Source organism: Caproicibacter fermentans (assembly GCF_009746625.1).
Classification (GTDB): domain Bacteria; phylum Bacillota; class Clostridia; order Oscillospirales; family Acutalibacteraceae; genus Caproicibacter; species Caproicibacter fermentans.
Window position 1 is genome coordinate 1 of record NZ_VWXL01000011.1, and the last position, 17,715, is coordinate 17,715.

Genomic DNA, 17,715 nt, shown 5'->3' on the forward strand with positions numbered 1-17,715 from the left:
GCGGTAACGCCGCATACATGGCGAAGGGCGGCAGCTTGTTATCTTAACAATAGAGAAAGGAAGGTGTGTGATACACCATGAGAAATCCAATCAATATGTTAAGCAGTTTACAGAACCACAGCAGTGAGGAAAACTGAATTAACAAGTGGAGAGCCGTGTGCATCGAGAGGTGCAAGCACGGTTCGGGGGCGAGTGTTCGGAAACCTGCCATAGGAATATGGTAAGGCGCTGGGCACTTAGCCCACACAGAAAGCACGGACAATTCGAGTGGGCGGCGCCCGCAATTTTGTTTGCCTGTCTGGTGTTCACGCTGACGGCGCCGCTGTACATTTGGACAATCCTCGCATAAAGACGGTGAAACCAGAGAGCAGGATCATCTGCGTAACGGATGGCCTGTTCTCGCCTTGTAAATGCGGGAAAATATTTTACTTAGGTATCGACTTTTGCTGTAGATTGTTTTATTGTGTTCTAAAAGGATGGTGATTTTATAAATGAGCAAGGAAGATATTATTGAAATGGTCGTTCGTGAGCTCACTGAAAAAGCTTTGGAAGACCGACGTGAAAATCTTTCAGAGGAAGAGCAGCAACCTTATGCTGAGGTTGGTAAACTTAGTGAACGTGCGCGGGATATTACCGCCAAGTTGCCGAAGGACGAACAGCAGACTCTGGAGGATTATTTTGTTAAAACCAATTTGATAGCGGATAAAGAATGTGCGTTTCTTTATGTACAGGGTGCGAAGGACTGTGTAGAACTGCTTAAAAAACTCGGCGCATTATAAAACCAACACCGGACAGAAGCTCTTACCTAAGGTAGGGGCTTTTGTATTAACCATTGCTGATAAATGGGGCATTTCAGAACGTAGAAAACAAAAGTCAGAAACCCTAATCTTATGAAAATCTTAGGAATTTCTCATGCAGGAAATCATAAATAAGAAAGCTGCCTTTGATATAATAATAAAATACCTTAGATATGCCCGAAAGGAGGAGACAGTCATGAATGATAAAATTCTTGTCGTAGATGACGAACATGATATTGCGGACTTGATAGAAGTCTATTTACAAAATGAAAACTATGCCGTATTTAAGTATTATTCAGCTAAGGAAGCTCTTGCCTGCTTAGAAAGCACGGAGCTTGACCTTGCTATTCTGGATATTATGATGCCAGAAGTAAACGGATTTGACCTTTGTCGAAAAATCCGTGAACAATACACTTTTCCGGTTATTATGCTGACCGCGAAAGATGAGGAAACCGACAAAATTACAGGTTTAACTTTAGGTGCTGATGATTACGTTACAAAACCGTTCCGCCCTCTCGAATTGATTGCCAGAGTAAAGGCTCAGCTGCGCCGGTACAAAAGGTACAACCCTGTCAAAGAAGATTTAGATACAAGCCCGGTTCTGTGTTATGCCGGTTTGGAGATAAACACGAAAACATACGAATGTCTGCTCAATGGAAATCCTGTTTCGCTTACACCAACGGAATTTTCCATACTCTGTATTTTGCTTCAGAACAAGGGAACGGTTGTAAGTTCCGAGAAGCTGTTCCATGAAATATGGAAGGATGAGTATTACAGTAAAAGCAATAATACCATCACTGTTCATATCCGGCATTTGCGTGAAAAGATGGGTGACACTGCAGAGGAACCCAAATATATCAAAACAATATGGGGCGTGGGTTATAAAATTTAACTGCCACACGACATGAGGAAAGGAAAAACCATGCTATGGAGAAAAAAAGAAAACGCTTAAAAGCCATTGTTTCCGTGTTATTCGTACTTTATTTAGTGATATTGGTATGGGTCATACTGTTTAAGCTGCAATTTACATTGAGTGATATAGACCATATAAGAAGTGTCAATCTGATACCCTTTCATTATTCTACATCCGTCGGAGAACAGTTTCATATTAGGGAAGTCAGGGATAATGTTTTAATTTTTATTCCTTTTGGAATTTTACTATCTATGCTGACTCCAAGAATGAAGCTGCGAAATAAAACCCTTATCATTTTGGGAACAAGCCTTGTTCTTGAAACGATGCAATATGTTCTTACCATTGGAAGTACAGATATTACGGACTTGATAACCAACGTATCCGGCGGAATAATCGGTATTATTCTATACACACTCTTGCTGAAAGTGGTAAAAGATAAGCAGAAAACAGATACGGTAATTTCAGTTGTTGCAGGAATCGTTGTGGTTCTATTCTTAGGGCTTATGGCTGTCCTGTTGCTATCCAATTAAAAAATGTATTAAGAATGGAGGTAATATCAATGATGAATAATGGTATAGAAAAGAAATTGCGTGTGAAGCTCTACATTACCTTGATCCTCTATACTTTGGTTGGCTATATCCTGGCGATACTATTCGATTATGGATTTAGTCAATTTTCAAACACATTTTTTCCGTGGCTACATCTTAGGATTGAAGTCATCTATTTTCTATATTTGGTTGTCGGCTTTTGCTGTATTTTCTATCATTACTGGAAAAAGCCATGGGGATATTTGCAGGAAGTTGTAAATGCCACTAAAACCGTATATCAACCAAATGACAGCACCATTGAATTATCCGAACCGCTCAAAGACATGGAAAAGCAGATGAACCAAATTAAAATGGCTGTTCTACTCAGCCAGCAAGCCGTAAAAGAGGCTGAAAACAAAAAGAATGAATTGGTCATGTATCTCGCTCATGATATTCGCACACCGCTAACCTCCGTAATCGGATATTTGAGCTTACTTGACGAAGCACCGGACATGCCGGTAGAACAGAAAGCAAAATATGTTGGGATTGCTTTAAAGAAATCCATGCGACTGGAAAAGCTCATCAACGAATTTTTTGAAATCACACGGTACAATACGCAGCAAATTAAGCTGAAGAAAGAAAATGTTGATTTATACTATATGCTTGTGCAACTCATTGATGAATTTTATCCTGTCTTATCCGCTAAGGGAATTTCCGCTTTACTTAATGCTGATGAAACTCTCACGGTTTATGCGGATTCCGGAAAATTGGCCCGGGTGTTTAACAACATTCTCAAAAATGCCGCTGCATACAGCTACCCTGATACGGAGATTCTGATTTCTGCCCAAAAGGAACAGGACAAAGTTATAATTAAATTTGAAAACCATGGGAACACGATACCGCCCGATCAGTTATCTGCTATCTTTAAAAAATTTAACCGTTTGGATGATGCCCGTAAATCAGACACTGGCGGTGCAGGGCTTGGGTTGTCTATCGCAGACGAGATTGTTCGTTTGCACGGCGGAGAAATTTCCGTTCAAAGTGAAAATGATACGATTACATTTACCGTATCCCTTCCGGCTTTGTCTTAGGAAAACATCAATCGGATATTAGGATTTTCTTAGGAATTTATCCTGTTCATCTTAAAGTTTGAAACGTCCTTGTTCAGTACAATAAAACTGAACAAGGACGTTTGTCATTGTATTATAGAAAAAAGGAGAATTGACATGAAACTGACAACTACAAACCTTAGAAAACAGTTTAAGGATAAAACCGCAGTTGATGATGTCTGTTTAAACCTTACGCCGGGCGTATGGGGGCTGCTTGGAGCCAACGGAGCTGGTAAAACTACGCTAATGCGGATGATTGCAGATATTCTGAATCCAACCAGCGGGAAAATCCTTTATGACGGTAAGGACATTCATGCAATGGGAGAAGCATACAGAAATCTATTCGGCTTCTTACCACAGGACTTTGGCTTCTTTCAGGATTTTACTGTAAAGGATTATTTGGAATATGTGGCCGCGCTAAAGGACGTTCCTGCAAGAGAAACAAGAAAAAAGATTGACAGCCTGCTGCATACACTCACCCTAACCGATGTAAAAAACAAAAAAATCATCAAGTTATCCGGCGGGATGAAACGTCGGGTAGGAATTGCACAGGCAATGCTGAATGACCCTAAAATTCTGATTATGGATGAACCGACAGCCGGTCTTGATCCCGGGGAGCGGGTTCGTTTCCGCAACTTTATTTCGGAATTTTCCCATGATCGCATTGTTCTCATTTCAACCCATATCGTATCCGACATTGAGTATATTGCTACCCAAAATGCGATTATGAAAGCCGGAAAAATTCTTGATGTAGGGACAACAGACGAATTGGTAAAGCAAGTTACAGGTAAAGTTTGGACTTGTGTTGTATCTACCGAAAAGATGCCTATGTATGAAATGCAGTTTCGCATTATTAACCAGCGCAGTGAGGGCAACAATCAGGTATCTATCCGATATCTGGCAGATGAAGCGAAAACCAGTGATTCTGTAATGGCGCCGCCCCGTCTGGAAGATTTATATTTATGGTTGTTCCCGCAAGAGGAAATTCGTGAGGAGGGAAAATAATTGATGCGTATTTATCGCCTTGAATTAAAACGCGTGCTTAAATCACGCCGTTCTATCATTTTATTGCTCATTGCGCTGTTCATGTCTGCGGTAATGGCTTGGCTTCCCGTCACATTCGAGGATATTAACCAATATGGCGAAAATGGTAACAAAGTAGCGGAGCTAAATGGTCTGGAAGCGATTACTTATAAAAAATCGCTTCGCTCTGTCAATAACGGAGAAGTTACCCCGGAAAAACTCAAAGAGGCTTTGAACATCTATCAAAGTGCCGTTTCAAAATATGGAGAGGACAGCATTTATAGAGGAGACTTCCCGGCAGACCTTTATACGGAAAAGGTATTTCCGGTCGAATCGCTTTTGGGAAGACTGCCGGAAGCATTTTCTGATTCGAAAACCGGTCAGGCAACAAGTTTAATGGATATATCACCGGATAAATTAGACAGCTTTTATGAACAAACAGTGCAGCACCTGAAAGATATCATGAAAATGGAGCAAAAAGAGTACCCAACTACACAGGAACAAGCCCTGCAAAAATATACAGAAGTAAAAACACCCTTTCAGCTTTATGCCGGATATTCGAGGGATGCTTTTGATTACATTGTACTTTTTATTTTTCTCCTTGTTATCCTTTGCACAGCGGCTGCCACACCTACGTTTTCCAATGAATATCAAACAGGTTCAGACAGCATTTTGCGCTGCACCAAGCATGGACGTTCCCGATTGGCAATGGTGAAGATATTTGCCGCATTGACTGTTTTTTCAATCGCTTTTGTCATTTGTATCTCACTGCACTTGTTGATTTCAAACCTTGCATTTGGACCGGAATGCATGAAAACATCGATGCAGATGCTGTTTTCCGTTATCAGCCTGCCCGCCATTAATTTAGGACAGCTTCAGATTGTCTTGGCTGCCGGAGGACTTATTTCTTTGCTGGCAACCATCAGTTTTACATTATTTCTATCAGCCAAATGCAAGGATTCTATTTCCGTTATCCTGACTGCTATTGTAATGTGCTTGCTCCCGATATTCACCTATTCAGCCGGGGCTAATTGGCTTACTTTTATCTTGCCGTCAGGCGGAATCGGTATGCAGAACAGCTTGCTTTACCAACTGACAGGCTTTAATTTTCTGCATATAGGTTTAATAAGTATTTGGTCGCCTTATGTCACAATGGCCGCCGCAGTAATTGAAATTCCTGTATTCCTTTTCCTTGCAATACGAACTTATTGTAAACATCAAGTTGCTTGAAAGAAAAGGCAGTCTATTTGCGCAACCAAAATTATATATAAGACTTGCTATTTTGTTTTTGCTTTTCGCGGATTTGCCTATCAAAAAACAAAAGACGTACCCGCCCAATAAAAAAAACGCAAGTTCGGCGGGTTTACTTCTATGCCTTTATGACGATCGTATCCCTCCGGACTTACGGGTTCGGAGGGCGTTTTTATGCGCATTCAGTATGCAGTAAAGAATAATCAGCCGCTGCCGGGCAGCGGCTCGGCGTGATGAAGCAGACATCTATGCTTATTCCTCTTCAGTTGTTGAACTGTGTTTAAAAAGCGCGATTTTATCCGGGGATAAGTGCGGCTTTCAAGCAGAACTTTCAGTACGTCAAAACAGGATATATCAGTGTGTAAACGTTCATTCGGAATTATTCCGGCTGGGCGTTTTTTTGTTGCTCGGAAACGGCAGGTCCGTTGGCTGCAGGTCTCCACCGCCTGTTCTTCATTTTCCTGATTCAAAAAAATCTTGAAATGGAGGACAAGCCTTATGGCTAAATATAGAAATTGGATTGACTACCGGAAAAAGTACCCCGGCCTGAGCGATGAAATCGTAGAGGTGCTGAAAAAAAGCGACAATAAAATGACATATCAGCAGCATGATCTGAAGGTAGACCGCTGCAAAACGGATAAGGTTACGGAATCGGTAATCCGTATCCCCAGCCGGGAGGTTTCCTATGACATGCTTTTGGAAGCAAACAGACAGTTTCAAGCGGAATCCGAAAGTGTTGAGGATAAGGCTGTGAATGCCGTCATGATTGAAAGAATGATAGTTTGTATCAAAACGCTCTCTACGGAAGAACAGAATTTGATTCGTGAACTGTTTTTCCATGATAAGAGCGAGCGTCGGCTGGCGGCGGAGACAGGTACTCCACAGATGACTCTTCACTACCGGAAGGTCAAAATTCTGAAAAAGCTGCGTAAGCTTTTGGAAAAGTAAAAATAGTTCCGTGCAGTCCCTCACATTTTCCTCTTAAGAAGTGAGGGACTGTTTTTTGAAAATTTAAGACCGCCATCGAAGCGTACGGCCGGTCGGCGGTCTTTTCAGATAGAAGCAGCAATCAACAGCAGAAAAAGAAAGGAAGGTGGGCTATGAATACACACCCCTTACCACCATAGACGGACAAACCCTCCTGAACACGCAGCTTGAAACGCCGCGCTTCGTGGTGTCCTCTCTCATCCCGATGGGGCTGCACATCCTCGGCGGCGCGCCCAAGGCCGGCAAGTCATGGCTTATGCTGTGGCTTTGCCTGTGTGTTTCCAAGGGAGAAAACCTCTGGAACTATCAGTGCCGGAAGGGCACGGCTTTGTATCTGTGCCTTGAGGACAGCTATGAGCGCATCCAGTCGCGGCTGCTTGATATCACGGAGGACGCGCCGGACAATCTGTTCTTCTCCATCATGGCGTGCAGCTTGGAGGACGGACTGACGGAACAGATTGAATATTTTCTCCGCGAACACCCCGACACAAACCTCATCGTCATTGATACTTTACAGAACATTCGCGGCGAGAGCAACAACTCCAATCCGTACGACAACGATTACCGAGAGCTGACCGTCCTCCGCGACATCGCCTACAAACATAAGATCGCCATCCTGTGTGTGCACCATCTGCGCAAGATGAAGGACGTTGATCCCATGAACATGCTCTCCGGCACCACCGGTCTCTCCGGTGTGGTGGACACGGTGTTCATCCTTGACCGGGAGCAGCGCACCGACAGCCGCGCTACGCTGTTCTGCACCGGGCGTGATATCGAGTCGCAGAAACTTGTGCTGGAACTGGACTCCGCGACGCATATCTGGAAACTGGTTTCGGACAGCGCCGCAGAGGAAGTAAAACTTATCGATCCGGTCATTCAGACCGTGGCAGACTTCATGCTTTTTTCTTCTGTCGATTTCACAGGCACAGCCACACAGCTTGCTGAAGCGATAGAAAAAGCGACAGGAGCCGTTCTCTATCCGGCAGTGCTGAGCAAGAAGCTAATGAAGCACCACGGACAGCTATCGGAGCTTGGCTGGCGGTGTTCCTTTAAGCGGAGCCGCAACGAGAAATTCATTGAAATCACGCGGGTTGCGGTCGGCAAGTACGGCAGCGGGGGGTAAAACCGATACCGGAGCCGGTGCCAAATTTGCCGTACGCAGCCGTACACACCGTACGCGGAGCGTAACGCACCTTGCTTTTCCAGACGCGCGTTGCCGCCCGTGTGCCCCCGTGTCGCGTTTTGGCATCCAACGTAGGGTAAGTACACCACTCTCGAAAATTGAAGGCAAAATTGGCGGCATTCCGGGGCGGTTTCCGTACCATAAATATGCTGAAAACGGAGAGACGTATGGAACGGGAAATTTCGACCTACAGCGAGTGATTTCAGGGTACAGGAATGCCCTGCTTCAGCAGGGGCAAGCAAAGCGTCCGCCTATACGGCGGTCGCATTTAAGCGGGGCGCTGCCCCACACCCCATGGAACGAAAGGAGCGTGAAATGCATGAAAAACAAGGACTTTGCCTTCCGGATCAGCGAGCGCGATCTGGAGGTTATCCGGAGAAAAGCGGCGCAGGCCGGAATGAATGTGACCGCATATATCACCGCCTGTGCGTTGAACAAAAAGATCGTCACCATAGACGGTCTCAGGGAGCTGACCTCCGAGGTGAAAGCCGTGGGCAGGAACCTCAACCAGCAGACTACTCTTGTCCATATGGGCAGGATCACCGTCACTAACCTTACCGAGTTTACAAGAGTGTTCGAGAGAGTCTGTGATGTGCTGCTGGAGCTTGCGGGGAGGATACGCTGATGGCTACCTTCAACCGTATTCGCAACAAAAAACAGTCGGGCGGCGCTCTTCACGGAGTAATCCAATACGTCCTGCGGGACAGCAAAACCATACATGATGGGCACAGGGTGACAAGCGGTCTGGACTGCTGTCCGCAGACTGCCTTTGCAGAGATGATGACCACCAAGCAGAACTTCCGGAAAACGGACGGCGTGTTTTTCTATCACTATGTCCAGTCCTTCCACAAGAACGAGCGCATCACGCCGGAGCAGGCCAACCAAATCGGGCTGGAGCTGGCGGCGAAGCTGTTCCCCGGTCATGAGGTTCTGGTGGCTACCCATACCGACACCGATGAAATTCACAACCACTTTGTTGTTAACAGCGTCGGTCACAAGACCGGCAAGAAGCTGCATCAGTCCCCTACTTCCCTGATGGAACAGCGGAAGGTCAACGATGAGATTTGCCGGGCACACGGGCTGAATGTGCTGGAACCCTACACCGGACAGAAAAAGAAAAAGGGCATGAAGGCCGGAGAATACCGGGCGGCGATGCGGGGTGAGAGCTGGAAGTTCGTGCTCATCAAGGCCATCGAGGATGCCTTGTATTACAGTGATACCCGTGAGCATTTCATTCAGAATATGGAGTACGAGGGCTACCGGGTGAGCTGGCGGGATGACCGGAAGTACATCACCTTCACCTGCCCCAACGGCATGAAGTGCCGCGACCGGAGCCTCCACGACGATACCTATCTCAAGGAAAATCTTGAAAAGCTGTTCGAGTACCGGCGCGTCTACGGTTTCACACCGCAGACTCCGGAACCGGAAATGGGCTGGCTGTCGCAAATTTATCCGCAGCATAGCGTGGCTTCCGATGCCGTCCGGCTCGGGAAAGATCTGGAGGACATGAGCAACACGCCGCCTCCGGTACAGCCTTATGTTCACGCTGACAGCAGGCAGAAGCGGCGGGAACGGCTTAAAAAGCTGGCGCAGGGACATAAGCTGCAGAGCGAAGAACAGGAGGAAACACAGACATGGAGTCAAAAATTGTGATGGAAAAGGAGCGTGTCATGAGGAATATTATCCCGAGACATTATGCCGGGTACCGGGAAGTGAAGATAGAAAAAACCCTTTTCCGGGTGACCTCCATTTTTAAGGAAAAATGCGATCTGAAGAAAAACCTGATGGATTGGGCTTTGAACAAAACTGTGAAAAAGCCTTGATTTTGGTGGCTTTTGTGATAGCTATTGCCGGAAAGGTGTGGTACTGTGTGTAGCTATACCCAAGCATCAGGGTCATATACCTAAGGAATGGAGGAATGAAAAATGAATTACCGGGTTGGGATTTATACCCGGCTCTCCCGCGACGATGAACGCGAGGGCGAGTCGATGAGCATTGAGAATCAGAAGGTCATACTCGGCAACTATGTGCGGGAACAGGGCTGGGAGCTGATTGAAACCTACGTGGATGACGGTTACACGGGAACGAATTTCGACCGTCCGGACTTCCAGCGGATGGTCGAGGACGTGAAGGACAGGAAAATCAATCTGGTTGTGGTCAAGGATTTGAGCCGCTTCGGGCGCAATTATATTCAGGTCGGAGAGTACACGGATTACCTTTTTCCTTCTGTCGGATGCCGTTTCATTGCCCTGAACGACGGCGTGGACACACTGAACACTGACAATGACATCATGCCCTTCAAAAATTTATTCAACGAGTTTTACAGCCGCGATATCAGCAAAAAGGTTCGAAGTGCAAAGATGGCAAGGGCAAAAGGCGGCAATTACCTCTGCGCCTACGCTCCCTACGGATACAGGCACGATCCGCAGAACCACGCGCATCTCATCGTGGATGAGACGGTCGCTCCGGTGGTGCGGCGTATGTTCGACATGCGGATGCGGGGACTCAGCTACCTTCTGATCGCAAAGGCGCTCAATGAGGAAAAGGTACTCAGTCCCCGTGATTATTACTACAAATGCCTCGGCAAAGAGAATCCCCGCAGGGTTACGCACACATGGTCGGATATCACTGTCAAGGAATTTCTCTCAAACGAAGCCTACATCGGCAATACCGTCCAGTTCAAAACCGGATCGATCTCCTACAAAAATCACAAGCGGGTCGACAAGCCGCAGGAAAACTGGATACGCTGCGAAGGTACCCATGAGGCCGTTGTCGACCGTGAAACATGGGACACTGTGCAGGAAATCAATCGAAAAAAATCCAGATTTCGCTCGCAAAAAGAGGGCACGGTTACCCTGTTCAGCGGCCTGCTTCAGTGTGCTGACTGCCGGGGTTCCATGAAGATGGCAAGGGATTACAACACCCGCAAGGACGGACATATGAATAACCGCCACGCCTACATCTGCTGCACTTATTCGCGGGGCGGCATCCACGCCTGCGCGCCGCATCGCATCATGATGCATGTTCTGACAGACCTTGTGAAGGAGGATATTCAAAAGCATGCGCGGAGGATTCTGCTTGACGAGGATACGGTTGTGCGGGAACTGATACGCCGGAAGAACGCCGACAGTACCTCGGAACGGGCGACTGCGGAGCGAAAGCTGCAAGTGCTTCGGGAGCGCGTCAGCCAGCTTGACAAGCTGATTGCAAAAGCCTATGAGGAAATGGTCGCGGGAGATATCCCCCGCGAGGTTCTGCTGGGACTGGTGGACAGATACCAATCCGAGCGCAATGAGAAAAACGGCTTAGCCGGTGAGCTGGCCGAACGTCTGGCAAAATCCGAGGAAACGGAGCAGGATATTCATCGGTGGGTAGAATTGATCAAACGGTACATGAACGTGGAGGAAATCGACCGCGACCTGCTCCTACGGCTGATCGACAAAATCATAGTCGGGCAGAAAATCGAGATGGAGGGCGTTCTGCAGCAGAGCATCATTATCGTTTACAACTTTGTCGGGGCGCTGGATTAATCACCGCCTTTATACAAGGTTTGACTGGAGCGTCGTTGGAATGTAGAAAAAAGTAAGCAGGTCGGCGCAAGCGGTCAACCTCAGCCGACCTGCTTATATTTGTTGCAAGTCAGAAACCATCCTTTTAACTATCAATATCATGTGCTTTCATCTTGTCTAATTCTGCTTTTTGTCTCTTTGTGTATTTTCCTCGTCCGGTAATCCACCCCTCTATTATAAAGAGGTTAAGGATTAAGAACACGATAAAGGATGTGAGATTAAAAGAAATCATGCCGGTTGCTAAGATATAGATCGTGAAAGCTAACGTGAGCAGGGGGATAATTCCACCCCAAAGTGGGTTTTTAAGCTTTGTGCAGAGCAAATCCTCTGCAATCCACAAAATAACAGTAATGCCACCGGCAATAAGAAAACTATTCATGATCTATTCTCCCTCTCATTTTTGTATTTTTCGATTATAATTTTCGCCGTTTCCAGATCAATTCGCGAGTCAACCGCTAAACCTTTGATAAAAGATTGAAAAGGTTCTTCTTTCTGCTGATCGCTCATTTCAATTTTTTGAATAAGTTTATCCAACCGTAATCGGACGGTCGGGTAAGAAACTTCATAAAATTTCGCAATTTCTTTCAGAGAACCCGACTTTAAAACAAAGTTTTTAAGAAAGGCAGTATCTTCTTGCTCTAACGCAAGTATCCACTGTGGAATTTTATCGATGTCCAATTGATATCTTCCTTTACATTAACTTTAACAATATTTATTATACACTAAATATTATTAAAGTCAATACAGAGATACAAATAAACTTTATTGTATTTTGATTGATCGTTCGTATAAATGCAAGAGCAGGCTGGCTTCATAAACAGGAAGCCAGCCTGCTCCAATACAATCCCTATTCCGGAAGCTGTTCCAGCGCCGTCAGAATATCCTGAAACTCCTGATTCCCGTTCAAAAAATCAAATGCCGGGTTTCCCTTAATCATCTCACGGACGCATCGGTTCAGGTAACCTTTTGACTGAGCGGTCTCACTCAGTTCGATGCTGTCAAAGAAGGGGCTTGCCTTTACCGCGTCATGGTCCGCGGGCATCTGCGCGCACTTCAAAAATTCATGGAGCGAATCCAGCGTTTCCCGTTCCTGCTTCTGCTCCGCGTGGCACTGCGCGATCATCAGGTAATGATTCAAATCCTGACCGTAAATCTGATCCCGGTCAAACATTTTGGAAAGCTTCAGGCTTAGCCTTTCCATCCGTACCGCAAGCGGATAATCCTTCTCCTTTTTTGCAATCTTGGAGAGCGTGCCAAGTGCGATGTTGCAGCCGAAGGCGTGCGTGGCAAGCAAATACTGCGCCACCTGTTTTGATTTTTCGTAATCCCCCATGGCATAGTAGATAGAAACTTTCATTTGATTCGGCTCAATTTCCGAGCTGTGGATGCCGTCGAGTGCCTTTATCGCTTCCTCGTACCGTTCCTGCTGCATTAAAAGGGCGCTCAAACTGTGTAACGCAGCCTCGCGGATTGTGATATCCTCGCTTCCGACCGCCTCCCGCATCAGAACTTCCGCGCGGCTTATTAAATTGGCGGCTTCGTCCTCTGTTCGCGCACAGGGAGTGTGCATCATAAAAACATTGCCCATTCGCAGCTTTAAAAACGCGCTGTTGGGGTATTCCCGGATGCTTTGTTCGGCAAGGGAAACCGCGCTTTCATAGTCGGAGGATTCAAACAGCTTTGTGCACCGGCCGCAGAGCTCCATGACCTGATCCTCCGACAGTTGAGGTTCGAAGCCCAGCAGTTCGTCAACCGTGATGCCCAGCAGCCGGGCAATCGGGGCGAGCAGGGTAATGTCCGGATACGCACCGCCGGTTTCCCATTTCGATACCGCCGCAATGGATACCCCAAGTGCCGTGGCAAGCTGATCCTGCGTCAGTCCCATGGCTTTTCTTTTGTTCTGAATGTTTTTCCCAATAGATAAATCCATTCTGATTCCTCGCTTTCTTGAGGAAGGCCCTTCCTGAGTATCAGTATACCCGATTCCCGGAAGGGCCGCAATGGAAGCGTGTTTGACTTTCAACGTCTGCAATTTAACCCGTGGTTGAATTATTCAACCGGTGTCTGCTTTTCGCCTTTCGCGATAAACCATGGCAAAGGGAGCGGCCCAATTTTAAGCTGCGCCGGGCAATCAAAGAAATTGCCCCGTGTCAGCCTGCGTGTATCACTTAATCCAGCCTCATTCGGTCGTCTCGGTTAAAATGTTTCCGTGAGGGATTCCCTTCGGCCCTCCAGATTTGCTTCCGCTTAAGGTCGTAGACAACCGACCAGACTGTATCAGCGTTTTGCCTGCGGTCGTACTGACACATGAACCCGTATTTCCCGGACAGGACATCCTCCGCGAAGGCCACGGAATAGCCATCCTTGTTATGCTCCAGCGCATTACGCGCGGTTTGATAGCACTCATCCGAATGCCAGTCGTCGATTTCCGGATTTCGGTACGGCCGCATCTTTTCAGAATTAAAATTGTTGGCGGTCGCAACGAACATCTCCCCGGCACGGGCCCGGATGACCTCCATCTCTCTGGGGTTGCATTCCACCACGGCAATTTCACCGTCTCTGTCCGCGATGGTTAGAGTTTGCGCCGACGCGATGGGAAACTTGCGCAGTGCCTCTAGCGCTTCAGCGGTGGTTTTGCATTTCTCCAAAAGACAGCGCAGCAGCATCCCGGCGTTGAGGCCCGGCTTTCGCAGATGCGGGTAGACAAAGGTCAGACCGACAGCCAGCCCATGCTGGTTGACGCCGTCTTCCATTTCCACAAAGGCGGTTGTGTTTCCGTTGAACGCATAAGCACCCTCAAGACGATACAGGCAGTTCATGTAGAGCTTTTCCAGACTCACAAGGAAATCACTGTTTCGCGCGAAGACGACCTCGTTCTCCGTGCTAAAGGCAAAGCAGGTGCATTTGTGATCAGGCTCGAAGCAGTACATGCAGAAAAGCAGCGCTTGGAGGGTTTCCAGAGGCACCTCGTTTCCGTCCGCAATACCTCGGATTTCCTCCAGAACCTCGGGAAAATACCTTTGGTATTCTTTAGCACATTCTCCGGCAAAGGCATATTTGTCCTCCGTAAGCGCAAAGGTTGGGCAGTGATCGAGTTTTTTTCCGTTCTTGAGCAGCAAGATCTCCCATTTGTACCCAGCCCCGTAGTGGGTTCCGGTAAATCTTCCATGATACATTTTTTAACTCTCCAATCATTGAATTGAGAGTTGACGTCATCTCTTGAGTCAAGCGTAATCGAATAAAAATTTTATGTCAAGCACTATATTAATTTTTTAGGAAGTGCCCGAATCAACTCATCCGGTAGTTTCATGCAGGTCTGACGGAGCGGTAGAAGCCAAAACCATATCCACCATCAGATTGTTAAATTTCTCCGGTTCCTCAAAACAGGCGCTGTGTGCCGATTCTTCAAACCAAACGAGTTCCTTTTTGGGCGCTTTTATTGCGTGAAATAACTTTTCAGCCACAACGGATGCCACCTGATAGTCATGCCTGCCAAGGAAAAAATAAACGGGTACGTTAATCTCCCGAATCGTATCAAACAAATCTGTTTGTAGAAATTCTCCCTGAGAGAGTTTGTTTCTCGCGGGCGCGTTGAGCGACTTGAAGAAGCGGACGACATCAGTAAGGCTATATTCCGGAGACGTAAAAAACTTTAGAATAAACTTACTCATACTCTTTGAACCATATATTGCTCCGCCAAAATAATTGAGCCATTTTCTCTGTATGCGGATGCCCGCAATTCCACGCGCATAGGTGCCGTTATGCGGTTCCCCGATGGCTTCCAACTCGCGGGTAGCTTTTGCATTTTTCTTCTCCCGCGCGGCCCGAAGCGCAAAGCGGTAAGATTCCAGCTCACTTTCCGGCATACTGGAAACCTGCCCTGTACCGATATACGCGTAAAAAAGCTCCGGATGCTGCGCTGCCGCCAGAATTCCGAGAAGCGTTCCCCATGAGTGCACCAGCAGATAGATTTTTTCTTTGCCCAGATCATCTTTGAGATACACCGCCAAATCACAGAGATCCTGTACAAACATCTGTACGCGGAGCGGAGAGAAAGCATCCCGTTTGGTATAAGATTTTCCGCATGCGCGCTGATCCCAGTAAACCACGACAAAGCTTTTTTCCAACGCCGCGTTGTAATGCCTAAAAAGCGGCGTCTCGGCGGAACCCGGCCCGCCGTGGATGAGCAGCAGCACGGGATTGTTCCGGTCTTCTCCCCAGATGATAACCGACTGCTTTGTATTTCCAATCGGCACCATCCGCATCTCGGCGATGCTGTTTTTCAATAGATTTCCCTTCGCATCCTGAAACGCGGGAGTATAAGCCCTGAATATTGACATTAAGAATTCCTCCGGTAAATGATTGAATCACCATGTGTTGATGGCGAAATGCACGTTTATCGTTTTGACGATATTTTCTGACTCAGGTTATGCATCGTTTTATAGTACGTCTTTTGGGGGATCAGACTGAGCATACCCGTCATCAGCTTTGTATGCAGTCCTGGTATGCAGATCACTTTGCCCTTTTGCAGGTCTTTCAAAGAGCATGACACAACCTCTTCCGGAGACATCCAGCTGATAATTCCTTTGTTTATCTGCCTCGATTTCTCCATACCCATCTTCTCGTGAAAATCGGTATGAGTAAGGCCGGGGCAAACTGCCAGGACCTTAACGCCGGTACCAATCAGATCAACATGCAGACCTTCTGTAAAGCTTTTGACGAACGCCTTTGCGCCAGAATAAACGGAATTTTTCGGTACAATCATGTACACGCTTTCGGAGGAAATGTTGATAACCGTCCCGCTTTTTCTCTTCACCATATCGGGCAGAACAGCCCGGATCAACTCCATGGGTGCAATCACATTGACATTCGCAAGCTGTTCCGCAACAGCTAAATCACACTCATTAAAAAGGCTGTTCGCGCCGAATCCGGCGTTATTGACAAGGATTTCAATCTGCTTTCCCTGCATGCCTTCGATCACTTTATGTATCCCGTCTTTTTCGGAAAGTTCCGCCAGAATCACGTCTACACGGACATGATGTTCCCCACGAATGCTTTCTGCAAGAGCCTCAATCTTTTCTTTTCGCCTTCCCGTGATGACAAGGTCATAGCCTTATGATGCAAACCTTTTGGCATAAGCGGCGCCGATCCCGCTTGTCGCTCCTGTAACTACCGCTGTTTTATTCTGCATAATAGCTTCCTCTTCCTTTTACTTGGCCAATTTTTCTGCGAGGATGGAAAGCAGCCGAATCAGCTCACTTCTTTCCTTCGCCGTTTCATAAGCACCCAGAATCTTCTGCCATAAAAGTGCCTCGCTCTGCCTGTGTTCCTGCTGCGCCAGCTTACCATCCTCGGTCAGTGAGGCGCTTTATTGCAGGCAGACTGCCCGGCAGCGAACCGAGTTTGTGGTGTCCAGCATTCTGGAAGCAAACCGGACAGAATTACTGGAACAGGTCGTTCGGCAAACAATCCGGGAGGAACTCAAAAATGTTCAGCTGTCCGCCAAAACGGAGAAGCCGGAATCTGATGTCCATCTGACCGATCTCCCCGACAGTCTAGTCCATGCGCTGGAGGATTTGTAACCAAGTAGGCACACTTTTGTCAGCTCCGCCATGACAAATGGCGAAAAGTATACCATCATGGCTATCATTTTGAAAAATCAACGCGGAAAGGAAGCAGCATTCATGAAAATGTCAACGATACAGATCCGGTATGACAGCGAAAAGCTGAACGCCCTGCGAAAATATAGGAACGAAGCGGAGCTTCGTGTCGGGTTGGAAGCTCACCTGCAGGAGCTCTATGAAAGGAATGTCCCAACAGAGCTTCGGAAGACTCCCGGCCGCCGGAATGAAAATGCCGCCGTGTGAGGGATGCGACGGGCCCACTATTTTTCTCTCTGCCGTTCGCGCCGTAGGAGCCATGGCATCCCGCTGAATGCGTACTGCGACAACGTCCGGGCTGAGTTGGAGAATCTGGTGGGCCAAACGACACAGCAGATGTGAAAGCCCGCGTTGCCGCCTGTGTGCCCCTGTGCCGCGTTTTCCCCGCAGGTATGGCAGCGTTTTACACCATGAAGATGGTGCGCCCGTGTCGGAGCTGTGTGCGAAAGTACGGCAAGCACTGAGTTTTCCACCCAGTACAAAGTCAGAAGTGAACCATGGGATCGAAAATGATGCGGGTTAAAGAAGCGGGGTAGCAAAGCGCCCCCGTTTCGGCTTACACCGCCCCGCAACGCGGGTCGGGGACGTTTTTCACCGGGGTCGGATTCCTGCCCGTGGAGTCGCTTCCGGGGTTGTGAGAAAAGCGGAATGCCGAAAATACAAGCTGAATCAAGTATTTCATAGGGGTTGCGACCG

General features: G+C 47.3%; 19 protein-coding genes and 2 pseudogenes. 15 read left to right on the top strand and 6 right to left on the bottom strand.

All coding sequences use genetic code 11. The annotated features are described in order from the left end of the window. Nucleotides 1-244: 244 nt before the first annotated feature. From CAFE_RS01525 to CAFE_RS01585, 13 genes and pseudogenes are all read left to right on the top strand, one after another. A pseudogene (locus tag CAFE_RS01525) lies at nucleotides 245-349 on the top strand (DUF3852 family protein); the annotation flags it as partial. Between the two features lie 142 nt (nucleotides 350-491). Then, nucleotides 492-779: a hypothetical protein gene (locus CAFE_RS01530; protein WP_156989604.1), complete on the top strand. Its 288-nt coding sequence runs from the start codon at nucleotides 492-494 to the stop codon at nucleotides 777-779. A gap of 214 nt (nucleotides 780-993) precedes the next feature. Beyond that, entirely contained in the window at nucleotides 994-1,689 is a 696-nt protein-coding gene (vanR, locus tag CAFE_RS01535) for a VanR-ABDEGLN family response regulator transcription factor (protein WP_156989605.1), read from the top strand. 35 nt (nucleotides 1,690-1,724) lie between these two features. Further along, nucleotides 1,725-2,240, top strand: coding sequence for a VanZ family protein (locus tag CAFE_RS01540; RefSeq protein ID WP_156989606.1), 516 nt, complete (start codon nucleotides 1,725-1,727; stop codon nucleotides 2,238-2,240). A gap of 29 nt (nucleotides 2,241-2,269) precedes the next feature. Continuing rightward, complete coding sequence (locus tag CAFE_RS01545; RefSeq protein ID WP_156989607.1) at nucleotides 2,270-3,328, top strand: sensor histidine kinase; 1,059 nt, start codon at nucleotides 2,270-2,272, stop codon at nucleotides 3,326-3,328. 135 nt (nucleotides 3,329-3,463) lie between these two features. After that, nucleotides 3,464-4,351: an ABC transporter ATP-binding protein gene (locus CAFE_RS01550; RefSeq protein WP_156989608.1), complete on the top strand. Its 888-nt coding sequence runs from the start codon at nucleotides 3,464-3,466 to the stop codon at nucleotides 4,349-4,351. Between the two features lie 3 nt (nucleotides 4,352-4,354). Further along, the gene (locus CAFE_RS01555; RefSeq protein WP_156989641.1) at nucleotides 4,355-5,599 is read left to right on the top strand and encodes an ABC transporter permease; all 1,245 of its coding nucleotides are present in this window, start codon (nucleotides 4,355-4,357) and stop codon (nucleotides 5,597-5,599) included. Between the two features lie 519 nt (nucleotides 5,600-6,118). Next, a complete protein-coding gene (locus CAFE_RS01560; RefSeq protein WP_156989609.1) occupies nucleotides 6,119-6,568 on the top strand; it encodes a sigma-70 family RNA polymerase sigma factor in 450 nt (149 codons plus the stop codon). Between the two features lie 145 nt (nucleotides 6,569-6,713). Next, nucleotides 6,714-7,730, top strand: coding sequence for an AAA family ATPase (locus tag CAFE_RS01565; RefSeq protein ID WP_156989610.1), 1,017 nt, complete (start codon nucleotides 6,714-6,716; stop codon nucleotides 7,728-7,730). A gap of 379 nt (nucleotides 7,731-8,109) precedes the next feature. Beyond that, entirely contained in the window at nucleotides 8,110-8,415 is a 306-nt protein-coding gene (locus tag CAFE_RS01570; protein WP_156989611.1) for a plasmid mobilization protein, read from the top strand. Further along, the gene (locus CAFE_RS01575; protein WP_156989612.1) at nucleotides 8,415-9,443 is read left to right on the top strand and encodes a relaxase/mobilization nuclease domain-containing protein; all 1,029 of its coding nucleotides are present in this window, start codon (nucleotides 8,415-8,417) and stop codon (nucleotides 9,441-9,443) included. The genes CAFE_RS01570 and CAFE_RS01575 overlap by 1 nt, the downstream gene beginning before the upstream one ends. After that, nucleotides 9,425-9,613: a hypothetical protein gene (locus CAFE_RS01580; protein WP_156989613.1), complete on the top strand. Its 189-nt coding sequence runs from the start codon at nucleotides 9,425-9,427 to the stop codon at nucleotides 9,611-9,613. The genes CAFE_RS01575 and CAFE_RS01580 overlap by 19 nt, the downstream gene beginning before the upstream one ends. Before the next feature lie 102 nt (nucleotides 9,614-9,715). Beyond that, nucleotides 9,716-11,320, top strand: coding sequence for a recombinase family protein (locus CAFE_RS01585; RefSeq protein ID WP_156989614.1), 1,605 nt, complete (start codon nucleotides 9,716-9,718; stop codon nucleotides 11,318-11,320). Between the two features lie 124 nt (nucleotides 11,321-11,444). Here CAFE_RS01585 and CAFE_RS01590 read toward each other — a convergent pair whose 3' ends face one another. The 6 genes and pseudogenes from CAFE_RS01590 to CAFE_RS01615 all read right to left on the bottom strand — a co-directional run. Next, a complete protein-coding gene (locus CAFE_RS01590) occupies nucleotides 11,445-11,738 on the bottom strand; it encodes a hypothetical protein (protein WP_156989615.1) in 294 nt (97 codons plus the stop codon). Continuing rightward, the gene (locus tag CAFE_RS01595; RefSeq protein ID WP_156989616.1) at nucleotides 11,735-12,037 is read right to left on the bottom strand and encodes a DUF2089 family protein; all 303 of its coding nucleotides are present in this window, start codon (nucleotides 12,035-12,037) and stop codon (nucleotides 11,735-11,737) included. Before CAFE_RS01595 ends, CAFE_RS01590 begins: the two co-directional genes overlap by 4 nt. 169 nt (nucleotides 12,038-12,206) lie before the next feature. Beyond that, entirely contained in the window at nucleotides 12,207-13,289 is a 1,083-nt protein-coding gene (locus tag CAFE_RS01600; protein WP_156989617.1) for a helix-turn-helix domain-containing protein, read from the bottom strand. A gap of 238 nt (nucleotides 13,290-13,527) precedes the next feature. Next, the gene (locus CAFE_RS01605) at nucleotides 13,528-14,535 is read right to left on the bottom strand and encodes a C45 family autoproteolytic acyltransferase/hydolase (protein ID WP_156989618.1); all 1,008 of its coding nucleotides are present in this window, start codon (nucleotides 14,533-14,535) and stop codon (nucleotides 13,528-13,530) included. A 117-nt stretch (nucleotides 14,536-14,652) separates the two neighbouring features. Continuing rightward, the gene (locus CAFE_RS01610) at nucleotides 14,653-15,699 is read right to left on the bottom strand and encodes an alpha/beta fold hydrolase (protein ID WP_156989619.1); all 1,047 of its coding nucleotides are present in this window, start codon (nucleotides 15,697-15,699) and stop codon (nucleotides 14,653-14,655) included. A gap of 56 nt (nucleotides 15,700-15,755) precedes the next feature. Beyond that, nucleotides 15,756-16,460: pseudogene (locus tag CAFE_RS01615) on the bottom strand (SDR family NAD(P)-dependent oxidoreductase); the annotation flags it as partial. A 307-nt stretch (nucleotides 16,461-16,767) separates the two neighbouring features. On the opposite strand from CAFE_RS01615, the gene CAFE_RS01620 reads away from it, so the two are divergent. Then, nucleotides 16,768-16,941, top strand: a complete 174-nt coding sequence (locus CAFE_RS01620; RefSeq protein ID WP_233452668.1) for a plasmid segregation centromere-binding protein ParR — start codon at nucleotides 16,768-16,770, stop codon at nucleotides 16,939-16,941. A gap of 102 nt (nucleotides 16,942-17,043) precedes the next feature. Next, entirely contained in the window at nucleotides 17,044-17,226 is a 183-nt protein-coding gene (locus CAFE_RS01625) for a DUF6103 family protein (protein WP_156989621.1), read from the top strand. Nucleotides 17,227-17,715: the final 489 nt, after the last annotated feature.